This is a genomic window from Maribacter sp. 4U21, assembly GCF_002742365.1.
GTDB lineage: Bacteria > Bacteroidota > Bacteroidia > Flavobacteriales > Flavobacteriaceae > Maribacter.
The window spans coordinates 56,359-81,668 of record NZ_MDGN01000074.1; the positions used below are offsets into that span (position 1 = coordinate 56,359).

Consider the following 25,310-nt stretch of genomic DNA (forward strand, 5'->3'; position numbering starts at 1 on the left):
TACTAAATATTATCAAAAAAGCTTATTAATTTATATATTAGCCATTTAGTTAATACTTATGATTGCAATAATTACAGGTGATATTATCAATTCAGAGAATTATCCCTCTTCGGAATGGATTCCTATTTTAAAAGAATATTTTTCTCGTTTTGGCACCAGTCCAATGGTCTGGGAAATTTATCGTGGTGATGAATTTCAACTAAAGGTCAATCAAGAAAATGCTCTGTTCTCGGCTATTCAAATCAAAGCGATTTTAAAATCCATAAAGGGTCTAGATGTCCGCATGGGTATAGGAATAGGCCTAGAAACGTTTACGGGTTCAGGTGTTAGTGAATCCAATGGACCGGCATATCAGCGTTCTGGTCGTAAATTTGACTCCCTTAAAGAGAGCAAAGTAAATCTAAGTATAGCTACGGGAGACGAAAGCCATGACAAGACCATAAACCTTATGCTAAAGCTTGCTTTGGATTTTATGGACAATTGGAGCGTGGTTTCCGCGGAAATAGTAACTATGATCTTGGATAATTTAGAGGCATCTCAGAAGGAGTTGGCCCTAAAACTAGGAATTAAGCAATCTGCGGTAAGTCAAAGACTCAAAAGAGCACGCATAGACCTGGTCTTAGAGCTGTTGGCCTACTATGAAAATCTATTTAAATTACCGCAATAATGATTTTATTCGCCAAGTTGCTTTTAGCACATCTGGTTGGGGACTTTATGCTGCAGCCCCTGAAATGGGTAATTCATAAAGAAGCCAATAAAGCAGGTTCTAAATACTTATATTTTCATGTAATCATCCACTTGTTTTTATATATGCTGGTTCTCTGGGACATTTTGCTTTGGTGGATAGCCCTGATAATTGCAGGTAGTCATCTTCTCATAGATATTTTTAAACTTTATATAAATCCTTTATTTAAGAATAAGAACATTCCCTTTTTCTTGGATCAGGCACTGCATATTTTGGTTTTATACCTCTGTTGCTTCTATAGCGAATTGCCCGAACACGCCATAACACTATTTCAAACTTTAGACTGGCCATTGCTCGTAGCCATAGTATTCGTTACTTCCCCGTCAGCGATTATCATGGGACAACTGTTGGAGGGGATGTCCAATCAAATAGAGACGAACCATAAGTCATTACCCAACGCGGGAAAATATATAGGAATTATAGAGCGGCTATTTGTGCTTGTTTTCATAATTATAGGCAAGTGGGAGGCCATAGGTTTGCTGATTACGGCCAAATCGGTATTTCGGTTTAACGATTTAAAGGAGACCAATAATAGAAAGCTTACCGAGTATATTCTGATCGGTACTTTAGTAAGTTTTGGTTTAGCTATAGTAACCGGCTTAATTTATACCATGTCAGTATGAAAAAGTATCATAGCTATTCGTTTTCCTCAATTTGTATCTTTCTCCTGATGTTCTCAAATGCTAGGGCACAAACCAATTATTTCACTTCATTTGATGACGTAGAGATTACCTATTCGGATGAAGGGTTTGGTAAGCCCGTATTACTTCTTCATGGATTTATTAATTCTAGAACATCTTGGGATATAACGCCATTAAAAAGTGAGCTTCTAAAAAAAGGCTATCGTGTTATCGTTCCGGATTTAAGGGGAAATGGTAATTCCGGCAAACCTCAAACGGAAGAATCGTACGCTAATGATGCGGAAGTAAATGATATAATACTACTGATGAGCCACCTTAATTCAAAAGAATTTTATGCCATTGGCTATTCTAGAGGAAGTATTGTACTGGCAAAATTAATGACCAAAGAGCCCCGCATTAAGAAAGCTGTTTTAGGGGGTATGGGTATTGATTTTACAGACCCGGACTGGGATAGGAGAATTATGTTTATGAAAGCTTTTGACGGAGAAGTCACAGAAGAAACTAAAGGAGCTGTTGCCTATGCCAAATCAATAGGGGCAGATTTGCGCTCCTTGCATTTGCAACAAAAGTACCAACCTGTCACTTCCATTGAAGAGCTGGGGGCTATAAAGGCTAAAATTTTGGTTATCGCGGGAGATGAGGATTTGGAGAACGGTAATCCAGAATTACTTCATAAAGCTTTTGGCAAGAGTAAATTGGTCATTGTACCTTGCGACCATAACCAAACCTATAAAACGGAGGCATTTTCAAAGGCAATTCTAAACTTTCTGTAGTACGGCTCTAAAATAGGTGGGCGTTATTTCCATAACACCTCAAAAACACTAAGCTGTGACGAAATTCCTATCAAAATCATAGGTTTTGGTTATAGGGATAACTTTTGATAACATTACTGTACTTCGGGTCGAATAAATTTTTATTTTTACCGCTTGTTTTTATTTGAATTCAAGGAATAAGAAAGTCATTAAAAATGGTAGAAGCAGGAAGAAAATATGTTTTTGATTTCGATAGTACGTTAACAAGGGTAGAAGCTTTGGATGTACTTGCGGAAATGACCCTACAGGGAAAATCCAATAAAGAAGAAATCATCAACGAAATACAGAAAATTACCAACTTGGGTATCGATGGTGATATTTCCTTTACGGAATCTCTTGAAAAGCGCATCAAACTATTAAATGCCAATAAATCTGATCTCGAAGGCCTCGTTGAGGAATTGCGTCAAAAAATATCAAAATCCATAGCTTCCAACAAAGAGTTTTTTGAAAAATATGCGGATGATATTTATGTAATCTCCTGCGGGTTCAAGGAATTTATTGACCCTATCGTAAAGGAGTATAATATTCCTTCGGAAAGGGTATACGCCAATACCTTTACATTTGATGAGGACGGAAATATTGTTGGGTTCGACGAAGACAATGTACTGTCTCAGCACAATGGTAAAATCGAGTGTCTTAAACAAATGAACCTAGAAGGGGAAGTACAGGTTATAGGTGATGGTTATAGTGATTATGTGATGCGGGAAGCCGGAATAGCAGATAAATTCTTCGCCTACACGGAAAACGTTCATAGGGATAAAGCTGCGGACAATGCCGACCATGTAACACCGAGTCTGGATGAATTTTTATTTGTGAACGATTTACCTAGGAATATATCTTATCCTAAGAATAGGATTAAAATTCTTTTGTTAGAGAATGTGCATACCGCTGCTTTTGAAAATCTATCGGACGAAGGTTTTTCGGTAGAATTGGTAAAACATAGTTTGCCAGAAGAGGAGCTCATAGAAAAGATTAAGGGCGTCCATGTTTTAGGTATCCGTTCAAAAACACAGGTAACCCAAAAGGTTTTGGATGCCGCGGATAAATTATTGGTCGTAGGTGCTTTTTGTATAGGTACTACTCAAATAAATTTAGAGTATGCCAAAAAGAAGGGTGTGGTAGTCTTTAATGCGCCATATAGTAATACACGTTCCGTAGTAGAACTCGCCATAGGTGAAATCATCATGTTAATGCGTAGTGTATTCGCCAGAAGTTCTGAAATCCATAACGGACAATGGCAAAAAACAGCCGCTGGATCAAGGGAAGTCCGTGGTAAGAACCTTGGTATTGTAGGTTACGGTAACATAGGCAAGCAATTGTCCGTTCTAGCGGAGGCCATAGGCATGCGGGTGTATTATTATGATGTTGAGGATAGCCTTGCACTTGGTAATGCCAAAAAATGCAACACCCTAGAGGATTTACTGAATATATCGGACGTGGTAACGCTTCATATTGATGACAATCCCGCCAATAAGAATTTTATTGGGGAACGAGAATTGAATCAAATGAAGAAAGGTGCCATGTTAGTTAATTTGTCCAGAGGTTTTGTAGTGGATATCGATGCTTTGGTAGCGGCACTGGAAAGCGGTCAAATCGGTGGAGCCGCGGTAGATGTATATCCTGAAGAACCCAGAAGTAATGGAGATTTTAAGACAAAACTCCAAGGTTTTTCAAATGTGATATTAACTCCTCACGTAGGTGGTAGTACAGAGGAAGCACAAAGAGATATAGCCGATTTTGTTCCGAATAAAATCATGGACTATATCAATTCTGGGAATACGGTAGACGCCGTTAACTTCCCTAATATCAGACTTCCGAAACAGAATAAAGCACACCGTTTCTTGCATATTCATAAGAACGTACCCGGTATTATGGCAAAAATCAACGAAGTACTGGCTAAGTTTGAGCTTAATATTTCCAGTCAATACCTGTCTACCGATAACGAAGTTGGTTACGTGATTACAGATTTGGATAAGGAATACAACAAAGACGTTATTAAAGCCTTGAAAAAGGTAGAGAATACCATTAAGTTTAGAGTGCTTTATTAGAATACCACAATGCAATAGTTATCAAATAGAGAATAATTAACAACTGGGTTTTTCGCCAGTTGAATTAACGCAATACTTTAAAAGGGTATAGCATGTATTGACCAGAGGCGGCCTCTAAATTGAGTTCGAATTTTTTAGTTGAATCCCTTTTTTCTATTGATGGTGATAGGGTTCATTCTTTAAAATGGTAAAGGCTCGGTACAACTGTTCAACCATGAACAACCGCACCATTTGATGGGAGAAAGTCATTTTAGACAAACTTATTTTCCCTGAAGCAGCCTTATAAACCGAATCACTAAAACCATAGGGTCCCCCGATTACGAATACCAATTGTTTGAGGCCAGAATTCATCTTTTTTTGTAGATACCCGGAAAAATCGATAGAAGAAAATTGTTTACCGCCTTCGTCCAAAAGAATAAGAGTATCCGTGCTAACCAGCTGTTTGAGAATTAACGCTCCTTCCTTTTCTTTTTGTTGTTCTTGGGAAAGGTTTTTGGTTTTTTTCAAATCGGGAATTACTTCCATCTTAAAATTGATATAATATCCCAAGCGTTTTTGGTACACGGCAATAAGTTGTTCCAGTTGGGTACTATCTGTTTTGCCAATAACCAATAGTTTTATAGTCATACACCAAAAGTAAATCAATTTCCCAAAATGGATTCGTATTTTAGCAGGTGATAATACGGTTTTATGATTTCAGAAGAACAGTTCAATAAAGAGATTAAAGGCATCATTTCAAATGCCATACGAGAGGACGTAGGTGATGGTGACCATAGTTCGCTGGCGTGTATTCCTGAGGACGCTATGGGCAAAGCAAAGTTATTGGTAAAGGACAAGGGAATAATTGCGGGCATCGCTTTCGCTAAAGAAGTCTTTTCATATGTTGATGAAAACCTAGAGGTAGAAACCTTGATTGAAGACGGCAGCCAAGTTACCCATGGTGATATTGTGTTTTATGTAAAAGGGAGCTCACAAAGTATTCTAAAGGCGGAAAGATTAGTGCTCAATGCCATGCAACGTATGAGTGCAATAGCGACTAAGACCAATTTTTTTGTCAATTTATTGGAGGGTACGGATACTAAAATTCTGGATACAAGAAAAACTACTCCGGGCATACGGGCTTTGGAAAAATGGGCGGTAAAGATTGGTGGAGGAGAGAACCACAGGTTTGCCCTTTACGACATGATTATGTTGAAGGACAACCATATCGATTTTGCCGGAGGTATTACAAAGGCCATTGAAAAGACACAGCGTTATTTAAGCGATACGGGCCGTGATTTAAAGATTATCGTCGAAGCCCGAAACCTCGAAGAGATAAAAGAAATCCTAAAATCAGATGGGGTCTACCGTATTCTTATCGATAACTTCAATTATGAAGATACGCGAGAAGCGGTTAGACTGATCGGTGACAAATGCCTAACGGAATCCTCAGGAGGTATTAACGAAGAAACAATCCGTAATTATGCGGAGTGCGGTGTGGACTATATTTCCTCAGGAGCGCTAACACATTCGGTTTATAATATGGACCTAAGCCTTAAAGCGGTATAAATGTCTGTAGAGATCGAGGAAAAATTGGATAAGATTCCTATTGTAAATTGGGTGGTTCGGCTATTGAAAACCGTGAAACTTCCCGGTTTTGAGGGTTTATCCATCTACGATCTCGCAGAGATGTATATTTTGGGAATTCTTGAGGGCACCTTATCTACCAGAGCAAGTGCCATCGCCTTTAGTCTGTTCATGGCACTTTTTCCACTTTTAATATTTATGGTCACCTTGGTACCGTTTCTGGTCTCGTACGTAAGTCTTGAGAACAGTAATTTTGATGCCGAATTCCTTTCTTTTCTAGAATCTTTCCTACCCTCGGTAACAGGGGAATATTTTGGGGAAATTTTTCAGCAGATCAAGGACCAAAAAAGAGGGGGCTTATTGTCGTCTTCTTTCATAATTTCCATATTCCTGGTGGCAAATGGGGTAAATGCGATTTTTGGAGGTTTTGAAACCTCATATCATATAGATTTAACGCGTAATTTTTTTAGACAATACCTGTTTGCGCTAATGGTAGGGCTTATTTTGGCCATACTTATCATTGTGGGCTTTGTTGCCTTCATTTATTTTGAATTCTATGTATTGGGCTATTTAACGGAATTTGCTGCTAGGCAAGGGGGCTATGTACTCGGTGAGGATGATATCATGGGCGTACAGATCGCCAAGGTGCTATTCTTTGTCATTTTATCCTATTTTACAACGGCTATCTTATATTATTTTGGAACTAGGGAAGGTAAACAAGCGCGTTTTTTTTCTATAGGTGCCTTAATGACTACCATTCTATTTTTGGTAACCTCCTACCTTTTTGGAATATATGTAGAAAAATTCGCCAGATATAATGAGCTGTACGGCGCATTGGGAGGTTTATTGATTTTGATGGTTTACATCTGGTTAAATTCTAATATCTTGCTACTTGGATTTGAGTTGAACGCCTCCTTGAATTCGCTAAGAAAAATTGCTAAAAAAGAAGAATGATAAATTCCGTTAGAGTATTGCTCATGCTATTTTTTGTGTGCGTCACAGGCACAATGATGTCTCAGTCCGTTTTTGGAAAATGGAAGACCATTGACGATCGCACCGGTAAACCCAAGGGGATTATCAATATTTATGAGAAAAATGGCTTAATGTACGGCTATGTTGAAGATATTTTGGAAAAAGGAAAAGAAAACGCCAAATGCATTAAATGTGATGGGGAATTAAAGGATAAACCTGTTGTTGGTATGGAAATCATCACGGCAGCAAAAGAAAATGAAGACGGAGAATGGAAGGGCAAACGTTTGTTCGATCCAGAACAGGCGATGACATTTCGATGTAAAATTTGGTTGAACCCCGATAATCCAAATGAACTAAAGGTTAGGGGTTATCTTGCTTTTATTTATCGAACGCAAACCTGGTTGCGTGTGGAGGGCTAATACGTATGGCACATTTTATAGATGTAATTTTACCTATTCCGCTAGAAAAGACGTTTACTTATGCCATAAATACGGAAGAAGTATCGTTCGTGGAAACGGGTATGCGGGTTTCCGTACCTTTTGGTAAATCAAAAATATATACAGGAATTGTAGCGGCCGTGCATCAAACGGCCCCAGAAATATACGAGGCAAAGGAAATACATCAAATTCTCGATGATTACCCTATAGTTTCTCCTTTACAGTTGCAGCATTGGAAGTGGATCGCTAATTACTACATGTGTACGCTCGGAGAAGTGCTACGAAGCGCCTTGCCTAGTGCATTTCTTTTAGAGAGTGAAACGTTGGTACTCTTGAATAAGGATGCTGAGGTAGATGAAGATATCTTAATGGATAACGAATTTTTGGTATATGAGGCGCTACAGCATCAATCCGTTCTAAAGGTCCATGAGGTTTCGGCCATTACGGAACGTAAGAATGTAATGCCGATTTTACAACGTTTGTTAGAAAAGAAAATCATTCTATTAAAGGAAGAGATTTATGAGCAGTACAAACCTAAATTGGTCAAATATATTCGGCTTGGGTCAGCTTACAAAACTGATGATGCTTTAGCGCTATTGTTAGAATCTTTAAAACGCGCTCCCAAACAGAGTCAGGCAGTATTGGCACTTTTTCAACTTCAAGGTGCTTCCAAGAAACCAATAGCCAGTACAGATTTGGAGAAATCCAGTAATACCTCTACGGCAGTGATCAAGGCACTGGTGGATAAGGGTATTCTAGAGACCTATTTCATTAGAAAAGATAGGGTAAGTTTTGATGGCTCCAAGGATGATAACGATACCAAGGATTTGAACGAGTACCAAGTAGCGGCTCTAAATGATATAAGAAAATCGTTGAATGAGGAAAAAGTTACATTGCTTCATGGTGTCACCTCCTCGGGTAAAACCGAAGTATATGTAAAATTGATTGCCGATTATATTAAAAAAGGAAAGCAAATCCTCTATTTGCTCCCGGAAATTGCACTGACTACACAGCTTATTTCTCGATTGCAGGAATATTTCGGAGAAAAGATCGCCATCTACCATTCAAAGTATAACGTCCACGAAAGGATAGAGGTATGGAATAACGTCTTGCGTCAAAAGCCCAAGGCACAACTGGTCATAGGGGCCAGGTCTGCTTTATTTCTACCTTTTAAGGAACTGGGACTTATTATTATTGATGAAGAGCACGAGAGTTCCTTTAAACAGTTTGACCCCGCACCAAGGTACCATGCTAGGGACGCTGCCATAGTTCTTGGGAACTTACATCAATCCATAATTGTTCTTGGATCCGCCACACCAAGCGTAGAAAGTTTTTACAATGTGCAACAAGGGAAATACGGCTACGCTGAAATAACTAGAAGGTTCGGTAATGTACTTATGCCGGATATGGAGTTGGTAGATATAAAGGAAGCCCAACGCAAGAAAAGACTTAAGGGCCATTTTTCAGAACGCTTACTCCAAGAAATGTCAGAAGCATTGGAAATGGGGGAGCAAATTATTCTTTTTCAAAATAGAAGAGGCTATGCACCCGTATTGGAATGCTTAACCTGCGGGCACACACCACAATGCCCTAATTGTGATGTTAGCCTTACCTACCATCAATATAAAAAGCAATTACGCTGTCACTATTGTAGTCACGCTACGGCAATTCCGGAGAGTTGCCTTGCCTGTGGAGGTTCGGATTTAGATACAAAAGGATTTGGAACGGAGCAGATTGAGGAAGAAGTAAAAAAACTATTTCCAGAGCGTAAGGTGGGGCGTATGGATTTAGATACCACCAGAGGCAAATATGCATATGAAAAAATTATAACGGCTTTTGAACAACAAGAGATGGATATCTTGATCGGAACACAGATGATTACAAAAGGCTTGGATTTTAGGAACGTGAGCCTTGTTGGAGTCATGAATGCCGATGCCCTTCTAAATTTTCCGGATTATCGTGCCCATGAACGTACCTTTCAATTGTTGACCCAGGTATCGGGCAGGGCAGGGAGGACCAAAAAAAGGGGAAAAGTAATTATCCAGACCTATAATCCTTATCATCAAATATTAAAGCAGGTATCCACGGGAGAGTATGACGGTATGTACCGAGAACAATTATATGAAAGGGAACAATACAAATATCCTCCTACGAATAGAATTATAAAAATCACCTTAAAACACAAGAATTACTATATTCTGAACGAGGCTGCCGATTGGTTCAGTAGCGCATTGAAGAATGTGGTGAAAGCTACGGTTTTAGGGCCAGAATACCCACCAGTATCGCGTATTCGTAACCAATATTTAAAAAACATATTGGTAAAAATAGATAAGAACGAATCACTCGGAATTTCAAAAAGAAATATCAAGAGAATAGAAAAGTCGTTCAAGGCAATCTCGGCATACCGCAGTGTCCGTGTTCTCTATAATGTAGACCATATATAAAAAAACCGCCTTCTAAGGCGGTTTTTTAAAGTACAATTTATATCATATAAGTCTTTATACGTTGCTCAGCGCTTCGGCCAATTCGGTTTTCTTATTTCTACTTAAAGGAATAGATCTTCCACTAACTTCCACGTTTTTACTATTGAATTTCTCAACTTTTTCCAAATTCACGATGTAAGACTTGTGAATCCTTAAAAATTTCTCCTCTGGCAATTGCTTTTCAAAGGACTTCATTGTTGATAAAATTACGATATTCGCCTCATCCGTAACCAGTTTAATGTAGTCACCAAGGGCTTCAATCCACTTAATATCATTTAAAATAACCTTTCTTTTCTTAAGATTACTTTTCACGAAAATATGCTCTTCGTCTTCGGTTACCCTGTTCAATTGCTCATATTTGGCAACAGCTCTTTTGACGGAGGCATCAAAACGTGCCATAGTAATCGGTTTATGTAAATAATCCGTTACATCATAATCAAAAGCTTTAAGGGCGTAATCAGGTTTTCCGGTAATCAAAATTACCTGAGGACTGTTATCTAGGGACTCCAGTAGGTCGAATCCTGTGATGATAGGCATCTCAACATCGAGAAAGATAAGGTCTATCTCGTTGTTTTTAATACCGTTTTTTGCCTCGATCGCATTGCTGTATTCAGCTACCATTGCTAAGTTAGGATGGTTGTTAACCAGTTTTGCAACGGCCATCCTTTGCATGGATGAGTCGTCAACGATAATACTTCTTAATTTCATAAGGGCTGATTTGTGGGGTTAAATCATCGACAAATTACCGAAAAACAACGCTGAACTGCAACAAAAGATGTAAACAATGCATTGTTAATTGTGTAACCGGCGATAACCATGGGTTTTAAGATTTGGTTTATTAATTTCAATATTGCTTCTTCCTATAACGAAGAATTTTCTCTTTTCTTATATTTATTTTAAAATAATACCTATTTTTGCACTCCTTAAAACAAAATATAATTATGAACCATTACGAAACTGTTTTCATTTTGAATCCCGTGCTTTCTGATGATCAGATTGCGGAAACAGTTAAGAAATTTGAAGATTTCTTAATTAAGAATGGAGCCAAAATGGTCGCCAAAGAGAATTGGGGACTGAAAAAATTGGCCTATCCTATCCAAAACAAAAAAAGTGGTTTTTACCACTTGTTCGAATTTACTAACTCCGGTGAGGTGGTTACGCCTTACGAACAAGAGTTTAGAAGAGATGAACGTGTTATGCGCTTTTTGACCGTTAAACTGGACAAGCACGCAATAGCATGGGCAGAAAAAAGGAGAACAAGAAACAAAACAGCTAAAGCTTAAGTATTATGTCTACATTACAACAACAAGCGAAAGGTAAAAAGGATGGGGAGATTAGGTATCTAACTCCATTGAACATTGAAACCAATACAAAAAAGAAATACTGTCGTTTTAAAAAATCCGGCATCAAGTATGTTGATTACAAAGACGCGGATTTCTTGATGAAGTTGGTAAACGAACAAGGTAAATTGTTACCAAGAAGACTTACAGGAACTTCCTTGAAGTATCAGAGAAAAGTAGCCCAGGCTGTTAAAAGAGCACGTCATTTGGCTTTAATGCCTTACGTTGGTGATTTATTAAAATAAAAGAAAAGGAATCATGGAGCTTATATTAAAGGAAGACGTAGAAAATTTAGGTTTTAAAGACGACTTGGTAACGGTAAAGAACGGATATGGTAGAAATTACCTTATTCCTCAAGGATTGGCTGCAATGGCCACCGTTTCCGCTAAAAAGGTCTTGGCCGAGAATTTAAAGCAAAGAGCGCACAAAGAGAAGAAAGTTGTTGACGCTGCAAAAAAAACGGCTGATGCATTAAAAGCATTAGAATTGAAGATTTCCGCTAAGACAGGAGCTGGGGACAAATTGTTCGGATCTGTTACTACAATGGATTTAGCTGCTGCTTTAGAGAAGGAAGGTCATGCAATAGATAAGAAATTTATCAGCATACAAGGTGGTTCCGTAAAAAGAACAGGCCCTTACAATGCTCAGATAAGACTACACAGAGAAGTCGTTTTAGATTTCCCTTTTGAAGTAGTTGCAGAAAAAAAGTAATTTTCATTACTTTAAGATGATAAGCCTTTCAGTTTTCTGAAGGGCTTATTTGTTTAGGCGATAATCGAAATTAAACCTGATTTTCCTTTCAATACCTCGTGGACTTGCCCCGAGATAGTTTACAACTATGAAGTATACAAGACTTACTAAAGAACAATTAGAGGAGTTGAACCAAGAATTCATCAATTTTTTGGCTACCCAGTCCATAACAGGGGAAGAGTGGGCTAAAATTAAAAAAAATACCCCAGAAGTTGCAGAAGAAGAGCTCGATGTGTTCAGTGATTTAATATGGGAAGGTGTTTTGACCAAGGTGAAATATTTAGAGAATATTTCAGAGCAACAAATGCATCTCTTCCATTTAGCTGAGAAAGAGATGAAACTCATTGCCGTTAAAGTGATGAATCCCGAAATTGATTTGACCACCAAAGTGGGATTTGAATGGTTCAAGAAAAATTGGCAATCCGATTTTGTGGACTATATGACCGCGTCCAAGGCATATACAGACGATAAGAACTTAGACAAATTTCAATTAATACGTCAAGGGGCCGTAATTACAAAGGGCGATTTATATCAATGGTTTGAATCAATGATGGAAGTTTCCTAGCGTAGGACTATATTTGCAAGAGAATTTTATTTCATGCCACAGAAACCATCCATATCCAAAGGCACAAGGGATTTTACCCCGTCCGAAGTTAGCAAGCGCAACTATATCTTTGACATTGTCAAAAAAAATTTCCAAACTTTTGGATATCAACCCATTGAAACTCCTTCTTTTGAAAACTCGGACACTCTATTGGGGAAGTACGGAGAAGAAGGGGATAGGCTAATTTTTAAGATTTTGAACTCGGGGGATTTTATAAGCAAAGTCGATGATGTAACTTATAGTTCTAAAAATTCGAATACCTTATCTCCAAAAATTTCGGAAAAAGCCCTTCGTTATGACTTGACCGTACCTTTTGCACGTTATGTGGTAATGCATCAAAATGAGCTGGATTTCCCGTTCAAGCGTTATCAAATTCAACCGGTATGGAGAGCGGATAGGCCCCAAAAAGGAAGATTTAGAGAATTCTTTCAGTGTGATGCAGATGTCGTAGGTTTCGATTCCTTGTTACAGGAAGTAGAGCTGATTCAATTATATGATACCGTATTTTCCGATTTAAGTTTAAATGGGGTTACCATTAAGATGAACAATCGTAAAATTCTATCCGGTATCGCTGAAATCATAGGCGCAAAGCACCAACTGATAGATTTTACGGTAGCGCTTGATAAATTGGATAAAATAGGAGAGGAGGGCGTTAAGAAAGAGATGTGGGCCAAAGGCATTGCTGAAACCGCTATTCAAAAGGCAGCTCCATTATTCTCTTTAAAAGGTAGCAACGCGGAGCAATTGGACAGCCTGTCAGACCTCCTGAGCGAATCTGAGGAAGGGAGTAAGGGCGTAGCTGAATTACGTTCTATTTTTGAGGCTATTGCTGAGCTAGGTCTGCAGTCAGCTCAATTAACCATAGACGTGACCCTAGCTAGGGGACTTAATTATTATACGGGAGCTATTTTCGAAGTAGCAGCTCCTGAAGGTGTCGCCATGGGCTCTATAGGTGGTGGTGGTCGTTATGACGACCTTACCGGTATTTTTGGGCTAAAAGACGTGAGCGGAGTCGGAATATCTTTTGGCTTGGACCGTATCTATTTGGTGTTGGAGGAATTGAACCTTTTTCCAGAAGCCATAGACCAATCGCTAGATGTGCTCTGTCTCAATTTTGGTGCTAGAGAAAGTATGGCCGCTCTTAAATTAACCACAGTTTTGAGAAAGGCAGGTTTAAAAGCAGACTTATATCCTACGGATGCTAAAATTCAAAAACAGTTTAAATACGCGAATAACCGCAGGGTTCCCTATGTAATTTTGTTAGGAGAAAAAGAATTGACGAATCAGTCTTTCGTAGTTAAAAATATGGAAAGCGGAGAACAGAAAATCTATAAATTACAAGAGACTCAACGTTTTATAGATAGTTTATAGTTGTTGTCTAATGGCTTTAATTACTCGCTTAAAATAAGAAGATTCGTGAGGAACGTACTTTTTTAGCCGTTCATTATTTTGAATTTCTTCATGAAATTTATCGATTAAAACCAAGTTTAATGCCGCTACCTCACTATCCTGTTTTTTTAACTGATGTAGTGGTAGCTGAAGTTCACAAATAAAGGTTTGATGGAATTCGCAATCTATGAGATTTTCATGATGTTTCTGAACAGATTTAAAAACACCTAATTTCTTTAATTGTTCCTTCTTAATCGGTAAACCTATTTCCTCTGCTACTTCCCTAACCGCAGAAATTTCGATTTCTTCTCCTGCACCAATATGGCCTGCGACGGAAACATCCCAAAGCAAGGGGTATGTGTCCTTTTTTTCTCCACGTTGTTGAATTAAGATAGCACCATCTTTGGTATAGAACCAGACATGTACGGTAGCATGAAAAAGTCCCATGCGATGCGCCTGGGACTTCAATTCAATTTTTCCAGTATAATCTCCTTTGGAATCTAAAATGTCTAGTAGTTCGTCCATAGATCGGTAACATCCTTTCCTTAGGGAGAATTTAAGAGGGTTCTTTAGTCAAAATAGCTAAAAGTTTCACCTTCCTTTATGTTCAGTAGCGTTTCGTAAATAAGCCGTATTACATTTTCAACATCATCCCTGTGAACGGTTTCAACAGTGGTATGCATATATCTCAAAGGCAGGGAAATCAAAGCCGACGCAACACCTCCATTACTGTAGGCAAAAGCATCCGTATCCGTTCCTGTTGACCTTGAAGCTGCCATACGTTGAAAAGGGATTTTATTTTTTTCGGCAGTGTCTATGATACGTTCCCTAAGTTTGTTCTGTACGGCGGGAGCATAAGAAATTACAGGTCCCGCACCAATTTCAGTATGTCCCTGAACCTTTTTATCGATTAATGGGGTAGTGGTATCATGGCACACATCCGTTACGATAGCAATATTAGGCTTAATGGTCTGTGTAATCATTTCCGCACCGCGCAAACCAATTTCTTCCTGTACGGAGTTGGTGATATAGAGTCCAAAAGGAAGCTCTTTTTTGTTTTCATGTAATAAACGCGCTACCTCTGCAATCATGAAGCCTCCAGCTCGATTATCTATGGCCCTACAAACGAATTTATCTTTGTTCAATATATGGAACTCGTCCGGATAGGTAATGACACATCCTACGTGAACGCCCATTTTCTCCACTTCTTTTTTATCCTTTGCTCCAATATCTATAAAAATATTATCCAATTTCGGTGGTTCTTCCTTACCGCTCTTTCGGGTATGGATGGCCGGCCAGCCAAAAACACCTTTTACAATTCCGTTCTTCGTATGGATATTTACCCATTTGGAAGGTGCTATTTGGTGATCACTACCACCATTGCGGATAACATAAAGTAAGCCGTTGTCTGTAATATAATTTACATACCAAGATATTTCATCGGAATGTCCCTCGATGACCACTTTAAATTCGGCATCAGGATTTATCACTCCCACTGCAGAACCGTACGTATCGGTAATAAAAGTATCCACGTAGGGTTTTAGATAGTTCATCCATAATTTCTGTCCTTCCCACTCATAACCCGTAGGGGAAGCATTGTTCAGGTATTTTTCAAAAAACTCTAGGGACTTTTTTGTGATAATGTTTTTTTTGGCCATATATAATTTGTTTACTCGATAGTTGAGATTAAAAATGCTCCAAGGAATACCTAGGAACTATACGATATCTTCCTTTCCAATACCCTGTAAACTTTTTACAAGGTAATTTACATACAAACTTAGCAATATTCGCTTGTTTTTGAATACTATGCTTTCTGAATTATCATTAATTTTGGCAAGGCTTTTGCTTTAAACGGATTATGAAAAAAGGTTTTTGGTTCTTATTTCTAGATTTACTACTAATAGGTAATGCTACAGGTCAGGTGGCAGAACAACCTTTGGATTCGGTTTCTGAGAAATTGATAATCATTGAAGGAGATTCTATCGTTCAAAGTTCCATAGCCTTGGAAGAGGCTTACGTTTTTGGAAGGCTGAAATTTAGCTCTTATGATGAAAAGCTACGGTACTATATTCTGCGTAGGAAAACACAAAAAGTATATCCGTATGCCAAACTGGCCGCAGAACGTTTGGTAGAATTGAACGATAGTCTGAAGTATATCAAAAGAAAAGGGAAACGTAAAAAATATACGAAGAAGGTTCAGAAATACATTGAGGAAGAATTTTCCGAGGAACTAAAGAAATTAACAAGAACAGAAGGACAAATCCTCGTAAAGCTTATCTACCGGCAAACGGGTACCACTGCATTTGACTTAGTAAAGGAGCTTAGGAGTGGATGGAGGGCGTTCTGGTACAATACCACTGCCAAACTTTTTAAGATTAGCATAAAGGAGGAATTTCATCCAGATAAAATAGAGGAAGATTACCTTATTGAGGACATATTGCAACGCGCTTTTGCAGCTGGAAAGTTAGAGCGTCAAGAATCTGTCTTGGACTATAATTATGCGGATCTATCCAATAAATGGAAGAAAAAACCCAAACCCAAGAGTTAAGGTTACATTACTTCTTTCCAAATAGAGAGTTCATAATTGTTTTGATTCCCCTAAAACCCATTCCAATGGCGGCTATCGCTAAAAGTATCCCGACTACTAAAACAGGCCAGTAAAAAGGATGGTCTTCATTCTTAAAAGCTTGCCATATGACTATAGGAGCTAAAAACATAAGCATTACCGTATAGGCTAACTGCTTAACACCCTTTACTAATATATCTTTATTGGTTCTCCTCATTCTTTTATAATGCGCTCTGAATATTGTTGGAATATAGCAAAATAACCAAGAGGAAAATTGTCAGGCTGATTTACGTTGTCGAAAAAATCATCGTTGTCAATATCCGTAACATCAAAAATATTACCACGTGCCGTACTAACGGGTGTTTCAAAAATATCGAATTCTCCACTGCTCTGTTCCAACACAACATTCATAAAATTATAATAAGCTTGGTCTATGCCCATAATTTTAATAATTATCTCCTGCTCAGGTTCAATGGTATTTTCGTAAAAATGAGAGAAGGAAAAGGATTGTCCTTGATAAAAAGTGTCCTCTGTAGTTTGAAAAGTATTACCCCCAAAATTAAAAAGGTAAAAGTCCTTTCTATCCTCTTTATCCGTATAATGTATGATTATTTCTAATTCGTCGTCGTCATTAAAACTATTTGTGCCTTGTACGAGGCTATCAATAGGCACGGTGGGAACATATCTGGTTCTGGAAAAATAGAGTCTATCCTGATAACGTAATTGAAGAATCAATTCTCCGTCTGTCAAAAATTCGGTCCCAACTTCACCTCTATATATGCCACTATCTTCCTCTTGCTCTATCAATATAACAAAACTATTACTGTCATCTGGATCTGTTCCATTTCCCAAATTGGTTATGGTAATTTGTGAAAGGTTGGCAACAGGTATGGTCTCGAAAAATGAATTGGTGAGACTAACCTTTACTTCAATTGGTATCGTATTCAATGAGGTGTTTACAGGTATTAGTGCTTCCACAACTAGCCTATGTCTCGTTTCGGGTAAACTTATTTCCACTACATCTTCGCAACCGGACAGTACTAATACAAAAACTAGAAATACAGCCAAGTTTCTCATAAGCTATGGTATCGCATCCAAAAGGTTATTCTATAGTAATGGTTCTTGAGAATTGTTGCACAACGGCAAAGTAACCCAGCACAAAATTTTCTGGTTGTCCCACATTGTCAAAAACCTCTTCGTTATCAATGTTACTGGCATTGATAATGTTGCCACGAACGGTTGCAGACGGCGTTTGGAAAGGTCCCTGATCACCTCCAGCTTGCACAATAAGCTGATTCATGTAGTTGTAAAACCCTTCATCGGCACCAAGAATATTAATAGCCACTTCATCACCAGCATTCAATTCATTATCGTAGAAATAGGAGAATTCAAATGTTTGTCCCTGGTAAAATTCGTCTTCGGTAACCAAGTATTCATTAAAATCAAAATCGAATATATAAAAGTCATCACGTTCCGCATCATCATTAAAAGAGACAATGATTTCCGTTTCATCCCCACTAAAGAGTGTTTCTGTACCTTGAGCTAAACTGGCAATGGGTACTGTTGGCACGTATTCCGTACGCGCTACGTAAATATCATCTTCATAATTTATACTCAAAAGAAGTCTACCTTCGGTCAGAAGGCTATTATCAACAGTTTTTTCATAAATACCACTTCCAGGTTCTTCTTCTATCAGCACCATAACATTCCCCGCCATATCGGTAGAGGCATCTAAATTGGTCACTGTAATCTGTTCTAGATTAGCAACGGGAGTGGGTTCAAAAAAAGAGCTCGTAAGTCTTACTTTAACCTGAATGTTGGTTATGGCGGAGCTATCCTGTATGCGTATCAGAGCATCCACACTTAATCTGGGAGGCTCCGACGGCGTCTCTATCTCAATGACATCTTCACAGGCCAAAAAACTAAACGTAGCCATTAGAATATATACCAATCTTTTCATCTTTTAAAATTTAAAATTATAAGTTACTGCAGGCACTACTCCGAATATGGAAGTTCTTATGGCCTCATTAACCCCCGTGTCCTGATTTCTTCTAAAATTAATAGATGCCGCATTACGTCTATTGTATAAATTGTAAATACTAAAAATCCATTCTCCCTGTACTTTTCTGTTGGCATTTTTCTTAGGTGTTAAAGTGGCCGATACATCAATACGGTGATAGTCAGGCAGACGTTCCTCGTTTCTAAGCCCAAAATAAGGTATGGTCAGTCCCTGAAATTCAAATTGTCCAACAGGATAATTGGTCGGTTGCCCTGTTTGATAAACGAAATTGGTGTTAAAACTCCATTTCTTGTTGAGTTCATAACTCGCAAAAAGGGAGACATCATGTGTTTTGTCGTAAGGGGTGTTGTACCATTGCCCCAAGTTTATTCCACTTTCTAAGTTACTTCTACCATTATCTTCAACCGCAGGCCTTCCTGGTGTTCTTTGTTCTGATTTTGATAAGGTATAGGCCAGCCACCCTTGAAATCTACCTTCATTTTTACGAAGTAGGAATTCCAAACCGTAAGCTCTCGCCTCCCCATTGAGAATAACTTGCTCTATGGCGTCGTTTGCTATAAGATTTGCCCCGTCAATATAATCTATCCTATTCTGTATGTCTTTATAAAAAACTTCCGATTCTATTGAATACTCCCCATCGTTTATATTCCTGAAATAACCAAGAGCGTATTGGTCCAAAAGTTGGGGTTCTACAAAAGGGCCACTGGGTGTCCAAACATCCAAAGGAGTAGGGGAGCTGGTGTTAGAAAGTAAATGCAGGTACTGAGCCAAACGGGTATAACTCGCTTTTATCGAACTTTTAGAGTTGAAAGTATATGCTAGAGAGGCCCTTGGTTCAAAATTACTGAAGGTGGCAAGGCTACCGCCTCTACCGGGATTAATTACCTCTATCGGCTCCGCCTCTTGATAAATGAGTAGAAATGGGTCAAATAACACTGGATTGTCATTTTCATAAATATTAAGTTCATCTTGCCCTAGTCGTATAAAATTACTGAAACGTAAGCCATAACCTAAGCTAAGATTTTCCGTCACCCGATGCTCCACATCGATATAGGCGGCAAATTCATTAGCATATTTTTGAGTAAGCTGTTCCTCAAGAATTCCGGATTCCGAATTACTAGGCTCAATTTTGCCCGGATTAAATTGGTAATAGATATTGTTAAGACCGTAGTTGATCTGTAATTTATCGTTCACATAGTGCTTGAGGTCGTATTTTACATTAAAATTTCGAATTCCAGAATTCCAGTTAAAGCCTACAAAATCCAATTTAAGACCGTAATAGTAATCAGAATATATTAAGGATAGGTTGGAAAATAATTTATCGGAGAATAAATGGTTCCATCTAAAATTGGCTACGGTATTCCCATAGGTATTAACAAAACTATCGTTTATGCCAAAAACGTCTCGACCAAAATAACCGGAGAGAAAAATATTATTATTTGCATTCAGCTTATAATTTAATTTAGTGTTCAAATCAAAGAAATAGGCGGTATTATCAACATCAAAGAGCGGTAAAAATAAATGCGCATAGGACGCTCTTCCACCGATTAAGAAAGCCGCCTTATCCTTCTTTATTGGACCCTCGACCAAAAGTCTACTGGCTACCGCACCAATACCACCATTCACTTTAAGTTCCCTGCTATTACCTTCTTTTTGAAAAATATCCAAAACCGAGGAAACCCTACCTCCATATCTGGCTGGAATCCCACCTTTATACAGTTTAATATCTTTAATGGCATCAGGGTTAAAAACAGAAAAGAATCCAAAAAGATGTGAAGAATTGAAAATGATGGCTTCATCCAAAAGAATAAGATTTTGGTCAACCGCGCCACCACGTACATTAAAACCAGAGGCCCCTTCACCTGCGTTGGTTACACCCGGCAATAGGAGAATGGATTTTATAACATCCGCTTCTCCAAGGATTACAGGTATTTTTCTTATGGTGCTCACGGATAAGGTGTTTACACTCATCTGGGGTTTTCTAATATCCATTTTTTCCACATTCTCGGTAACCACAACTTCCTCTAGCTGTTCAGCCTCTTCAGTGAGCTTAAAATCGATTTTGGTGTCTTTATCTAAAGCAATGTTCTGCACAATTTCCTTAAAACCTAAATAGCTTACCAAAACTTGATACTCACCTTCTGGAAGTGTTATGGAGTAAAAGCCATATTCGTTAGTGGTAACGCCTGTACGCAACTCTGGAAAGGCAATGGTTACGCCTATTAGGGTTTCGTTACTGTTCTCCTCAGTAATTGTGCCACTGAGGGTATACTTTTGTTGGGCCGTTATTGTAATTAGGGAAAAAAAAGATAGTCCGAGGAGAAGACTTTTAAGGTTATTCATTCAAAGTTTTTTTAAAAATAAACAGAAATGTGAGACGTTTGAAAACCTTAACAGTTTTTCAATAAAAAAAAGGTCCGCTAAAGAAGCGGACCTTTTTTTGAGTTTGATATATTTTAACTTATATCATATCTAAAATCTCGTTGAACGTAGCACTAGGGCGCATGGCCTTTGAGACCAATGCTGCGTCTGGGATATAATAACCACCAATATTCTGGCCACTTCCTTGAGCATCTATCAACTCGGTCAATATCTGTTGTTCCTTTTCCTTAATGGCTTTATCAATTTTTTCGAAAATGGTCTTTAGTTCCATATCCTTGTGCTGTTCAGCAAGTGCTTCTGCCCAGTACATGGCTAAATAAAAATGACTACCTCTGGTGTCTAGCTCTTTTACTTTTCTAGAGGGTGATTTATCGTTCAGGAGAAATTTTTCTGTGGCCGTATCCAAAGCGTCGCCCAGAATCTTGGCTTTTGTATTGTTATTCTTATCACCATAAAAGTCCAACGAAACACCTAGCGCTAGGAACTCCCCCAAAGAATCCCAACGTAAATGACCTTCTTCGATAAATTGCTCTACGTGTTTTGGAGCCGAGCCACCTGCACCGGTTTCAAATAATCCCCCGCCGTTCATCAACGGCACTATGGATAACATTTTGGCACTGGTGCCAACTTCTAAAATCGGGAATAAATCTGTTAGATAGTCCCTTAGAACATTACCGGATACTGAAATGGTGTCCTTACCTTCTTTAATCCTTTTTAAGGTATAGGTCGTAGCCTTGATGGGAGACATGATTTTTAGGTCCAGACCTGTAGTGTCATGATCCTTTAGGTACAAATTCACTTTTTTAATCAACTCCGCATCGTGTGCCCGCGCTTCATCCAACCAAAAAATCGCAGGATCGTTCGTGGCCCTAGCTCTGCCTACCGCAAGTTTTACCCAATCTTGAATCGGCGCATCCTTAACTTGGCACATGCGCCATATATCTCCGGTTTCTACGGTATGTTGCAGTAATACTTCTCCCGTTGCCAAATCCTCGACACTTACTGTACCACTATCCTTTATTTCGAATGTTTTATCATGCGAACCGTATTCTTCAGCTTTTTGTGCCATTAGACCAACATTGGGAACGGTTCCCATGGTAGTGGGGTCAAAGGCGCCGTTTGCCTTGCAAAATTCTATAGTGGCGTCGTAGATACCGGCATAACTACTATCTGGAATAACCGCTTTTGTATCTTGGGATTCACCCTCGGCATTCCACATTTTTCCGGAGTTCCGTATCATAGCGGGCATAGAAGCATCAATAATAACATCACTCGGAACATGTAAGTTGGTTATGCCTTTGTCAGAATTGACCATAGCTAATGCCGGACCTTCATTCAAAATATCCGCTATATCTTTTTCTATTTCTTTACGTTCGTTGGCAGGCAACCCTTCCAATTTGGTGTAAAGATTTTCAAGTCCGTCATTAGGCTTAACCCCAAGTGCATTGAAAGTCGCAGCATGTTTTTCAAAAAGCGGAGCCAAAAACGTTTCCAGTACATGACCAAAAATAATGGGGTCGGAAACTTTCATCATCGTTGCTTTCATGTGTACCGAGAAGAGCACTCCTTTTTCTCTGGCATCCTTGACCTGTTCTTTTAAGAATGCCAACAACGCCTTTTTACTCATCACCGTGGCATCTATGATTTCCTTTTCCTGTAGCTCAACTTTATCTTTCAAAAGCGTTGATTCACCATTAGATTTGTGTAGTACAATTTTAACGTTTGCGGCCTTGCCTAGTGTTAGGGATTTTTCATTGGATTTAAAATCACCCTGCGACATCGTGGCCACATGTGTCTTGGAGTCGGAGCTCCATGCGCCCATTGTATGTGGATTCTGTTTTGCGTAGTTTTTTACGGCCCTTGGTGCACGGCGATCAGAATTCCCCTCACGCAGCACAGGGTTAACGGCACTGCCCTTAATTTTGTCATATTTGGATTTTATTTCTTTTTCGGATTCATTCTGCGGATCATCCGGGTAGTTGGGCACGTTATAACCCTTTTGTTGTAATTCTGCAATGGCCTCTTTAAGCTGTGGTATGGAGGCACTGATGTTCGGTAGTTTTATAATATTCGCCTCGGGAAGCTTTGCCATTGTACCAAGTTCTTCTAAATCATTGGTTACACGTTGTTCAGCTGTTAGACAATCAGGGAATATGGCGCAAATTCTTCCTGCTAAGGAAATATCTTTAGTTTCTATCGTTATTCCGGAAGTTTTAGTAAAAGCTTCGATGATAGGAAGAAAAGAAACCGTTGCCAAAGCAGGCGCTTCGTCGGTTTTGGTATAAAAAATTTTGGACATGCGTGTTAGTTTTATTTCAAGCGGAGCAAAGATACAATATTATCTAGCCTATCTATAATTGGGTGATGCTGAATATTTGGTGATTTTGTTAGATTCTTTAAATGACAAAAGCCATATCATTGTACAAGTACATTGATATGGCTTTTTAGAAATAGCTTACAGACTTTTGTCCCAACATTTAAATTGAAACGGCAACCATTGATTGCCTCTGCATCACTAATTCAACGTTGTGAAATGTTTCTGTTCTTCAGTAGTACACCAAGCAACAGCTCCGATTTTTTCTTATTGTCTTAATGCAATTTAAAATTTAGTTTTCATTATTTTTTTTACATCCATAATGCGCTTCAAAGGCGACAGCTTTTGAGCTATTAATCACCGTAGGCATATATTCTTCCTATGGAAGATGCTATGCTTTACAGTTGAACAATAATGTAAAGAACGTAAACTCTATAATGAACATCAGTTACATCCTTAGCGATGTTTCTCTTTGTTCATATTTAAAGATACAAAAAAATAATAAGGAGTAGTATTTCGTAAAAAATTAATAATCAACACCTTATGAACCATAGTTGTTCACAAATGTTCATAAAAAAACACCAACTCTAGGTTGGTGTTTTTGTTTATCGTTTCGCTAAGTTTAAGACCTTACTTCTTTAATTCTAGCTTTCTTACCGGTTAAGCCTCTAAAGTAGTAAATACGTGATCTTCGAACTTTACCTTTCTTATTGACCTCTATTTTCTGTAGTGCAGGTAAGTTGACCGGAAATATACGTTCAACACCTACGGTACCAGACATTTTTCTTATTGTAAACGTTTCCGTTGTACCAGACCCTCTTCGTTGTATTACGACTCCTTTAAAGAACTGCGTACGTGTTTTCTCACCTTCTTTAATTTCATAATAAACCGTTAGGGTATCTCCTGCGGAAAATTTTGGGAATTCTTTTTTTGTTACGAATTCGTCCTGTACATATTTTATTAGTGATTCCATTGTCTTTTAAATTGGAATTGAATCAAAACAACTTTCACGATTTTCGTCAGAGGTTGATTTAACAGTGTGCAAAAATAGTTCTAAAATTAGAACCTACAAGTATTTTTATAAGATTTTTAAGGGTTGTCTATTCTAATAGGTCCGGCCTCAGTGCTTCCGTTCTTAAATGCGCCTGTTCTTCTCGCCATTGTTCTATTTTTCCAAAATTGCCACTCAACAATACCTCAGGCACTTTCATGCCCTTATATTCTGATGGTCTTGTGTATACCGGTGGTGCCAAAAGACCATCTTGAAAGCTATCCGTTAATGCCGAGGTCTCATCGTTAAGCACGCCCGGGAGTAATCGTATGATTGTATCACAAAGTACGGCGGCACCCAGCTCGCCCCCTGAAAGAACGTAATCGCCAATAGAAATTTCTTTAGTTATGAACCTATCCCTGACTCTCTGGTCAACACCTTTATAATGACCACATAAAATGATAATATTTTTTAAGAGTGATAAGTTATTCGAAATTTTTTGATTTAACCGCTCTCCGTCAGGAGTCATATAGATTACCTCGTCGTAGTCTCTTTGTTCGGTTAGGGCGGTGATGCACTTATCAATAGGTTCTATCATGAGCACCATACCAGCGCCACCACCAAATTGATAATCGTCCACCTGATTATAACTTTTTTCGGTATAATCCCTAATATTATGAAAATGAACTTCAACAAGATTTTTGTCAATGGCTCTTTTTAGAATAGAGGCGTCAAACGGACTTCTTAACAACTCAGGTAACACCGTTATGATATCGATTCGCATATTTCTTTAAAGGATTTAATTTTAGGCTGTCCAAAAATAATGAAAACAATGAGAATCCTTTTTCCACTCCAGTTTCTCGTAAAGCTTTTGCGCAGGGTTGTCAATTGCGGTCTCCATGGCCAATCCTTTTTGCCCTTTTTCCCTACAATACTTTTTAGCGCTTTCGAGAAGTTGTGACCCTACTTTCTTTTGACGGTGATTTTTCAGAACAAATAAGTCGTTCAGAATAAGATACGGTTGCAAGGATACTGAAGAGAAAGTTTGATATAGTTGCGTAAACCCTACAGGAATCGCCTTTTCATAAGCGATAAAAATAACGGACTCCTGTTTGGTAATCCTATCTTTTAAGAATTCGGTCGCTGCTTCCTGATTCGATGGTTGATAGTAAAACACACGATATAGATCAAACAGGGGAACTACATCCTCCAAATCCAATAAGTCGGCTTGTTTTATAGTAATCATAACG

At 38.5% G+C, this 25,310-nt stretch carries 26 protein-coding genes; 14 read left to right on the forward strand and 12 right to left on the reverse strand.

The annotated features are described in order from the left end of the window. Window positions 1-58 precede the first annotated feature (58 nt). The 4 genes from BFP77_RS15255 to serA all read left to right on the forward strand — a co-directional run bounded on the left by BFP77_RS15255 (window position 59) and on the right by serA (window position 4,246). Complete coding sequence (locus tag BFP77_RS15255) at window positions 59-667, forward strand: SatD family protein (protein ID WP_099574910.1); 609 nt, start codon at window positions 59-61, stop codon at window positions 665-667. Then, window positions 667-1,368 (forward strand): DUF3307 domain-containing protein, encoded by a 702-nt coding sequence (locus BFP77_RS15260; RefSeq protein WP_099574911.1) that lies wholly within the window; start codon window positions 667-669, stop codon window positions 1,366-1,368. The genes BFP77_RS15255 and BFP77_RS15260 overlap by 1 nt, the downstream gene beginning before the upstream one ends. Then, the gene (locus tag BFP77_RS15265) at window positions 1,365-2,159 is read left to right on the forward strand and encodes an alpha/beta fold hydrolase (RefSeq protein WP_257212995.1); all 795 of its coding nucleotides are present in this window, start codon (window positions 1,365-1,367) and stop codon (window positions 2,157-2,159) included. The genes BFP77_RS15260 and BFP77_RS15265 overlap by 4 nt, the downstream gene beginning before the upstream one ends. 194 nt (window positions 2,160-2,353) lie before the next feature. Continuing rightward, entirely contained in the window at window positions 2,354-4,246 is a 1,893-nt protein-coding gene (gene serA, locus BFP77_RS15270) for a phosphoglycerate dehydrogenase (RefSeq protein WP_099574913.1), read from the forward strand. A 153-nt stretch (window positions 4,247-4,399) separates the two neighbouring features. Here the strand turns inward: serA and rlmH are convergent, their stop codons facing one another. After that, window positions 4,400-4,873: a 23S rRNA (pseudouridine(1915)-N(3))-methyltransferase RlmH gene (gene rlmH / locus BFP77_RS15275; RefSeq protein ID WP_099574914.1), complete on the reverse strand. Its 474-nt coding sequence runs from the start codon at window positions 4,871-4,873 to the stop codon at window positions 4,400-4,402. Between the two features lie 63 nt (window positions 4,874-4,936). On the opposite strand from rlmH, the gene nadC reads away from it, so the two are divergent. Genes nadC through priA form a run of 4 tightly spaced genes read left to right on the forward strand, consistent with a single transcriptional unit; the run spans window position 4,937 to window position 9,665 of the window. After that, window positions 4,937-5,794, forward strand: coding sequence for a carboxylating nicotinate-nucleotide diphosphorylase (gene nadC, locus BFP77_RS15280; protein ID WP_099574915.1), 858 nt, complete (start codon window positions 4,937-4,939; stop codon window positions 5,792-5,794). Beyond that, entirely contained in the window at window positions 5,795-6,766 is a 972-nt protein-coding gene (locus BFP77_RS15285; RefSeq protein WP_099574916.1) for a YihY/virulence factor BrkB family protein, read from the forward strand. Beyond that, window positions 6,763-7,203: a DUF2147 domain-containing protein gene (locus tag BFP77_RS15290; protein WP_099574917.1), complete on the forward strand. Its 441-nt coding sequence runs from the start codon at window positions 6,763-6,765 to the stop codon at window positions 7,201-7,203. Before BFP77_RS15285 ends, BFP77_RS15290 begins: the two co-directional genes overlap by 4 nt. 5 nt (window positions 7,204-7,208) lie before the next feature. Further along, entirely contained in the window at window positions 7,209-9,665 is a 2,457-nt protein-coding gene (gene priA / locus BFP77_RS15295; protein ID WP_099574918.1) for a replication restart helicase PriA, read from the forward strand. A gap of 54 nt (window positions 9,666-9,719) precedes the next feature. On the opposite strand, the gene BFP77_RS15300 is transcribed toward priA, so the two are convergent. Then, window positions 9,720-10,412 carry a LytR/AlgR family response regulator transcription factor gene (locus BFP77_RS15300; protein WP_099574919.1) on the reverse strand — a complete coding sequence of 231 codons (693 nt, stop codon included), beginning with the start codon at window positions 10,410-10,412 and terminating at the stop codon, window positions 9,720-9,722. A 233-nt stretch (window positions 10,413-10,645) separates the two neighbouring features. Here BFP77_RS15300 and rpsF point away from each other — a divergent pair, with 233 nt between their 5' ends. The 5 genes from rpsF (at window position 10,646) to hisS (ending at window position 13,769) form a co-directional block, all read left to right on the forward strand. Beyond that, a complete protein-coding gene (gene rpsF / locus BFP77_RS15305) occupies window positions 10,646-10,987 on the forward strand; it encodes a 30S ribosomal protein S6 (protein ID WP_099574920.1) in 342 nt (113 codons plus the stop codon). A 5-nt stretch (window positions 10,988-10,992) separates the two neighbouring features. Beyond that, a complete protein-coding gene (gene rpsR, locus BFP77_RS15310) occupies window positions 10,993-11,289 on the forward strand; it encodes a 30S ribosomal protein S18 (protein ID WP_047245121.1) in 297 nt (98 codons plus the stop codon). Between the two features lie 13 nt (window positions 11,290-11,302). Then, window positions 11,303-11,755, forward strand: a complete 453-nt coding sequence (gene rplI, locus BFP77_RS15315) for a 50S ribosomal protein L9 (protein WP_099574921.1) — start codon at window positions 11,303-11,305, stop codon at window positions 11,753-11,755. Window positions 11,756-11,882: 127 nt separating this feature from the next. Continuing rightward, complete coding sequence (locus tag BFP77_RS15320; protein ID WP_099574922.1) at window positions 11,883-12,359, forward strand: DUF6495 family protein; 477 nt, start codon at window positions 11,883-11,885, stop codon at window positions 12,357-12,359. Window positions 12,360-12,392: 33 nt separating this feature from the next. Further along, the gene (hisS, locus tag BFP77_RS15325; RefSeq protein WP_099574923.1) at window positions 12,393-13,769 is read left to right on the forward strand and encodes a histidine--tRNA ligase; all 1,377 of its coding nucleotides are present in this window, start codon (window positions 12,393-12,395) and stop codon (window positions 13,767-13,769) included. On the opposite strand, the gene BFP77_RS15330 is transcribed toward hisS, so the two are convergent. Both BFP77_RS15330 and BFP77_RS15335 read right to left on the reverse strand, forming a co-directional pair. After that, the gene (locus BFP77_RS15330) at window positions 13,764-14,312 is read right to left on the reverse strand and encodes an NUDIX hydrolase (RefSeq protein ID WP_099574924.1); all 549 of its coding nucleotides are present in this window, start codon (window positions 14,310-14,312) and stop codon (window positions 13,764-13,766) included. The two genes, hisS and BFP77_RS15330, sit on opposite strands and share 6 nt — an antisense overlap. Before the next feature lie 44 nt (window positions 14,313-14,356). Continuing rightward, window positions 14,357-15,445, reverse strand: coding sequence for a M42 family metallopeptidase (locus tag BFP77_RS15335; RefSeq protein ID WP_099574925.1), 1,089 nt, complete (start codon window positions 15,443-15,445; stop codon window positions 14,357-14,359). A gap of 200 nt (window positions 15,446-15,645) precedes the next feature. On the opposite strand from BFP77_RS15335, the gene BFP77_RS15340 reads away from it, so the two are divergent. Next, a complete protein-coding gene (locus BFP77_RS15340; protein ID WP_099574926.1) occupies window positions 15,646-16,335 on the forward strand; it encodes a DUF4294 domain-containing protein in 690 nt (229 codons plus the stop codon). 7 nt (window positions 16,336-16,342) lie between these two features. Here BFP77_RS15340 and BFP77_RS15345 read toward each other — a convergent pair whose 3' ends face one another. The 8 genes from BFP77_RS15345 to BFP77_RS15380 form a co-directional block, all read right to left on the reverse strand. Continuing rightward, entirely contained in the window at window positions 16,343-16,570 is a 228-nt protein-coding gene (locus BFP77_RS15345) for a DUF6095 family protein (RefSeq protein WP_099574927.1), read from the reverse strand. Then, window positions 16,567-17,430, reverse strand: a complete 864-nt coding sequence (locus tag BFP77_RS15350) for a DUF4249 family protein (protein ID WP_099574928.1) — start codon at window positions 17,428-17,430, stop codon at window positions 16,567-16,569. Before BFP77_RS15350 ends, BFP77_RS15345 begins: the two co-directional genes overlap by 4 nt. A 25-nt stretch (window positions 17,431-17,455) precedes the next feature. Next, entirely contained in the window at window positions 17,456-18,313 is an 858-nt protein-coding gene (locus tag BFP77_RS15355; RefSeq protein WP_099574929.1) for a DUF4249 family protein, read from the reverse strand. Window positions 18,314-18,316: 3 nt separating this feature from the next. After that, window positions 18,317-20,716 (reverse strand): TonB-dependent receptor, encoded by a 2,400-nt coding sequence (locus BFP77_RS15360; RefSeq protein WP_099574930.1) that lies wholly within the window; start codon window positions 20,714-20,716, stop codon window positions 18,317-18,319. Window positions 20,717-20,834: 118 nt separating this feature from the next. Next, window positions 20,835-23,054: an NADP-dependent isocitrate dehydrogenase gene (locus BFP77_RS15365; protein ID WP_099574931.1), complete on the reverse strand. Its 2,220-nt coding sequence runs from the start codon at window positions 23,052-23,054 to the stop codon at window positions 20,835-20,837. A 637-nt stretch (window positions 23,055-23,691) separates the two neighbouring features. Further along, on the reverse strand, window positions 23,692-24,042 hold the full coding sequence (gene rplS / locus BFP77_RS15370) for a 50S ribosomal protein L19 (RefSeq protein ID WP_099574932.1): 351 nt from the start codon (window positions 24,040-24,042) through the stop codon (window positions 23,692-23,694). A gap of 127 nt (window positions 24,043-24,169) precedes the next feature. Beyond that, the gene (trmD, locus tag BFP77_RS15375; RefSeq protein ID WP_099574933.1) at window positions 24,170-24,844 is read right to left on the reverse strand and encodes a tRNA (guanosine(37)-N1)-methyltransferase TrmD; all 675 of its coding nucleotides are present in this window, start codon (window positions 24,842-24,844) and stop codon (window positions 24,170-24,172) included. 21 nt (window positions 24,845-24,865) lie between these two features. Then, complete coding sequence (locus tag BFP77_RS15380) at window positions 24,866-25,306, reverse strand: GNAT family N-acetyltransferase (protein WP_099574934.1); 441 nt, start codon at window positions 25,304-25,306, stop codon at window positions 24,866-24,868. Between the last annotated feature and the right edge of the window lie 4 nt (window positions 25,307-25,310).

Coding starts and splice junctions, on each gene's coding strand:
- rpsF (WP_099574920.1), top strand. CDS start 10,646: ATGAACCATTACGAAACTGTTTTCATTTTGAATCCCGTGCTTTCTGAT.
- rpsR (WP_047245121.1), top strand. CDS start 10,993: ATGTCTACATTACAACAACAAGCGAAAGGTAAAAAGGATGGGGAGATT.
- trmD (WP_099574933.1), bottom strand. CDS start 24,844: ATGCGAATCGATATCATAACGGTGTTACCTGAGTTGTTAAGAAGTCCG.
- BFP77_RS15300 (WP_099574919.1), bottom strand. CDS start 10,412: ATGAAATTAAGAAGTATTATCGTTGACGACTCATCCATGCAAAGGATG.
- serA (WP_099574913.1), top strand. CDS start 2,354: ATGGTAGAAGCAGGAAGAAAATATGTTTTTGATTTCGATAGTACGTTA.
- rlmH (WP_099574914.1), bottom strand. CDS start 4,873: ATGACTATAAAACTATTGGTTATTGGCAAAACAGATAGTACCCAACTG.
- BFP77_RS15355 (WP_099574929.1), bottom strand. CDS start 18,313: ATGAAAAGATTGGTATATATTCTAATGGCTACGTTTAGTTTTTTGGCC.
- BFP77_RS15290 (WP_099574917.1), top strand. CDS start 6,763: ATGATAAATTCCGTTAGAGTATTGCTCATGCTATTTTTTGTGTGCGTC.
- BFP77_RS15260 (WP_099574911.1), top strand. CDS start 667: ATGATTTTATTCGCCAAGTTGCTTTTAGCACATCTGGTTGGGGACTTT.
- BFP77_RS15380 (WP_099574934.1), bottom strand. CDS start 25,306: ATGATTACTATAAAACAAGCCGACTTATTGGATTTGGAGGATGTAGTT.
- BFP77_RS15320 (WP_099574922.1), top strand. CDS start 11,883: ATGAAGTATACAAGACTTACTAAAGAACAATTAGAGGAGTTGAACCAA.
- hisS (WP_099574923.1), top strand. CDS start 12,393: ATGCCACAGAAACCATCCATATCCAAAGGCACAAGGGATTTTACCCCG.
- BFP77_RS15350 (WP_099574928.1), bottom strand. CDS start 17,430: ATGAGAAACTTGGCTGTATTTCTAGTTTTTGTATTAGTACTGTCCGGT.
- BFP77_RS15330 (WP_099574924.1), bottom strand. CDS start 14,312: ATGGACGAACTACTAGACATTTTAGATTCCAAAGGAGATTATACTGGA.
- BFP77_RS15365 (WP_099574931.1), bottom strand. CDS start 23,054: ATGTCCAAAATTTTTTATACCAAAACCGACGAAGCGCCTGCTTTGGCA.
- BFP77_RS15255 (WP_099574910.1), top strand. CDS start 59: ATGATTGCAATAATTACAGGTGATATTATCAATTCAGAGAATTATCCC.
- BFP77_RS15360 (WP_099574930.1), bottom strand. CDS start 20,716: ATGAATAACCTTAAAAGTCTTCTCCTCGGACTATCTTTTTTTTCCCTA.
- BFP77_RS15285 (WP_099574916.1), top strand. CDS start 5,795: ATGTCTGTAGAGATCGAGGAAAAATTGGATAAGATTCCTATTGTAAAT.
- rplI (WP_099574921.1), top strand. CDS start 11,303: ATGGAGCTTATATTAAAGGAAGACGTAGAAAATTTAGGTTTTAAAGAC.
- BFP77_RS15335 (WP_099574925.1), bottom strand. CDS start 15,445: ATGGCCAAAAAAAACATTATCACAAAAAAGTCCCTAGAGTTTTTTGAA.
- BFP77_RS15265 (WP_257212995.1), top strand. CDS start 1,365: ATGAAAAAGTATCATAGCTATTCGTTTTCCTCAATTTGTATCTTTCTC.
- rplS (WP_099574932.1), bottom strand. CDS start 24,042: ATGGAATCACTAATAAAATATGTACAGGACGAATTCGTAACAAAAAAA.
- nadC (WP_099574915.1), top strand. CDS start 4,937: ATGATTTCAGAAGAACAGTTCAATAAAGAGATTAAAGGCATCATTTCA.
- BFP77_RS15345 (WP_099574927.1), bottom strand. CDS start 16,570: ATGAGGAGAACCAATAAAGATATATTAGTAAAGGGTGTTAAGCAGTTA.
- priA (WP_099574918.1), top strand. CDS start 7,209: ATGGCACATTTTATAGATGTAATTTTACCTATTCCGCTAGAAAAGACG.
- BFP77_RS15340 (WP_099574926.1), top strand. CDS start 15,646: ATGAAAAAAGGTTTTTGGTTCTTATTTCTAGATTTACTACTAATAGGT.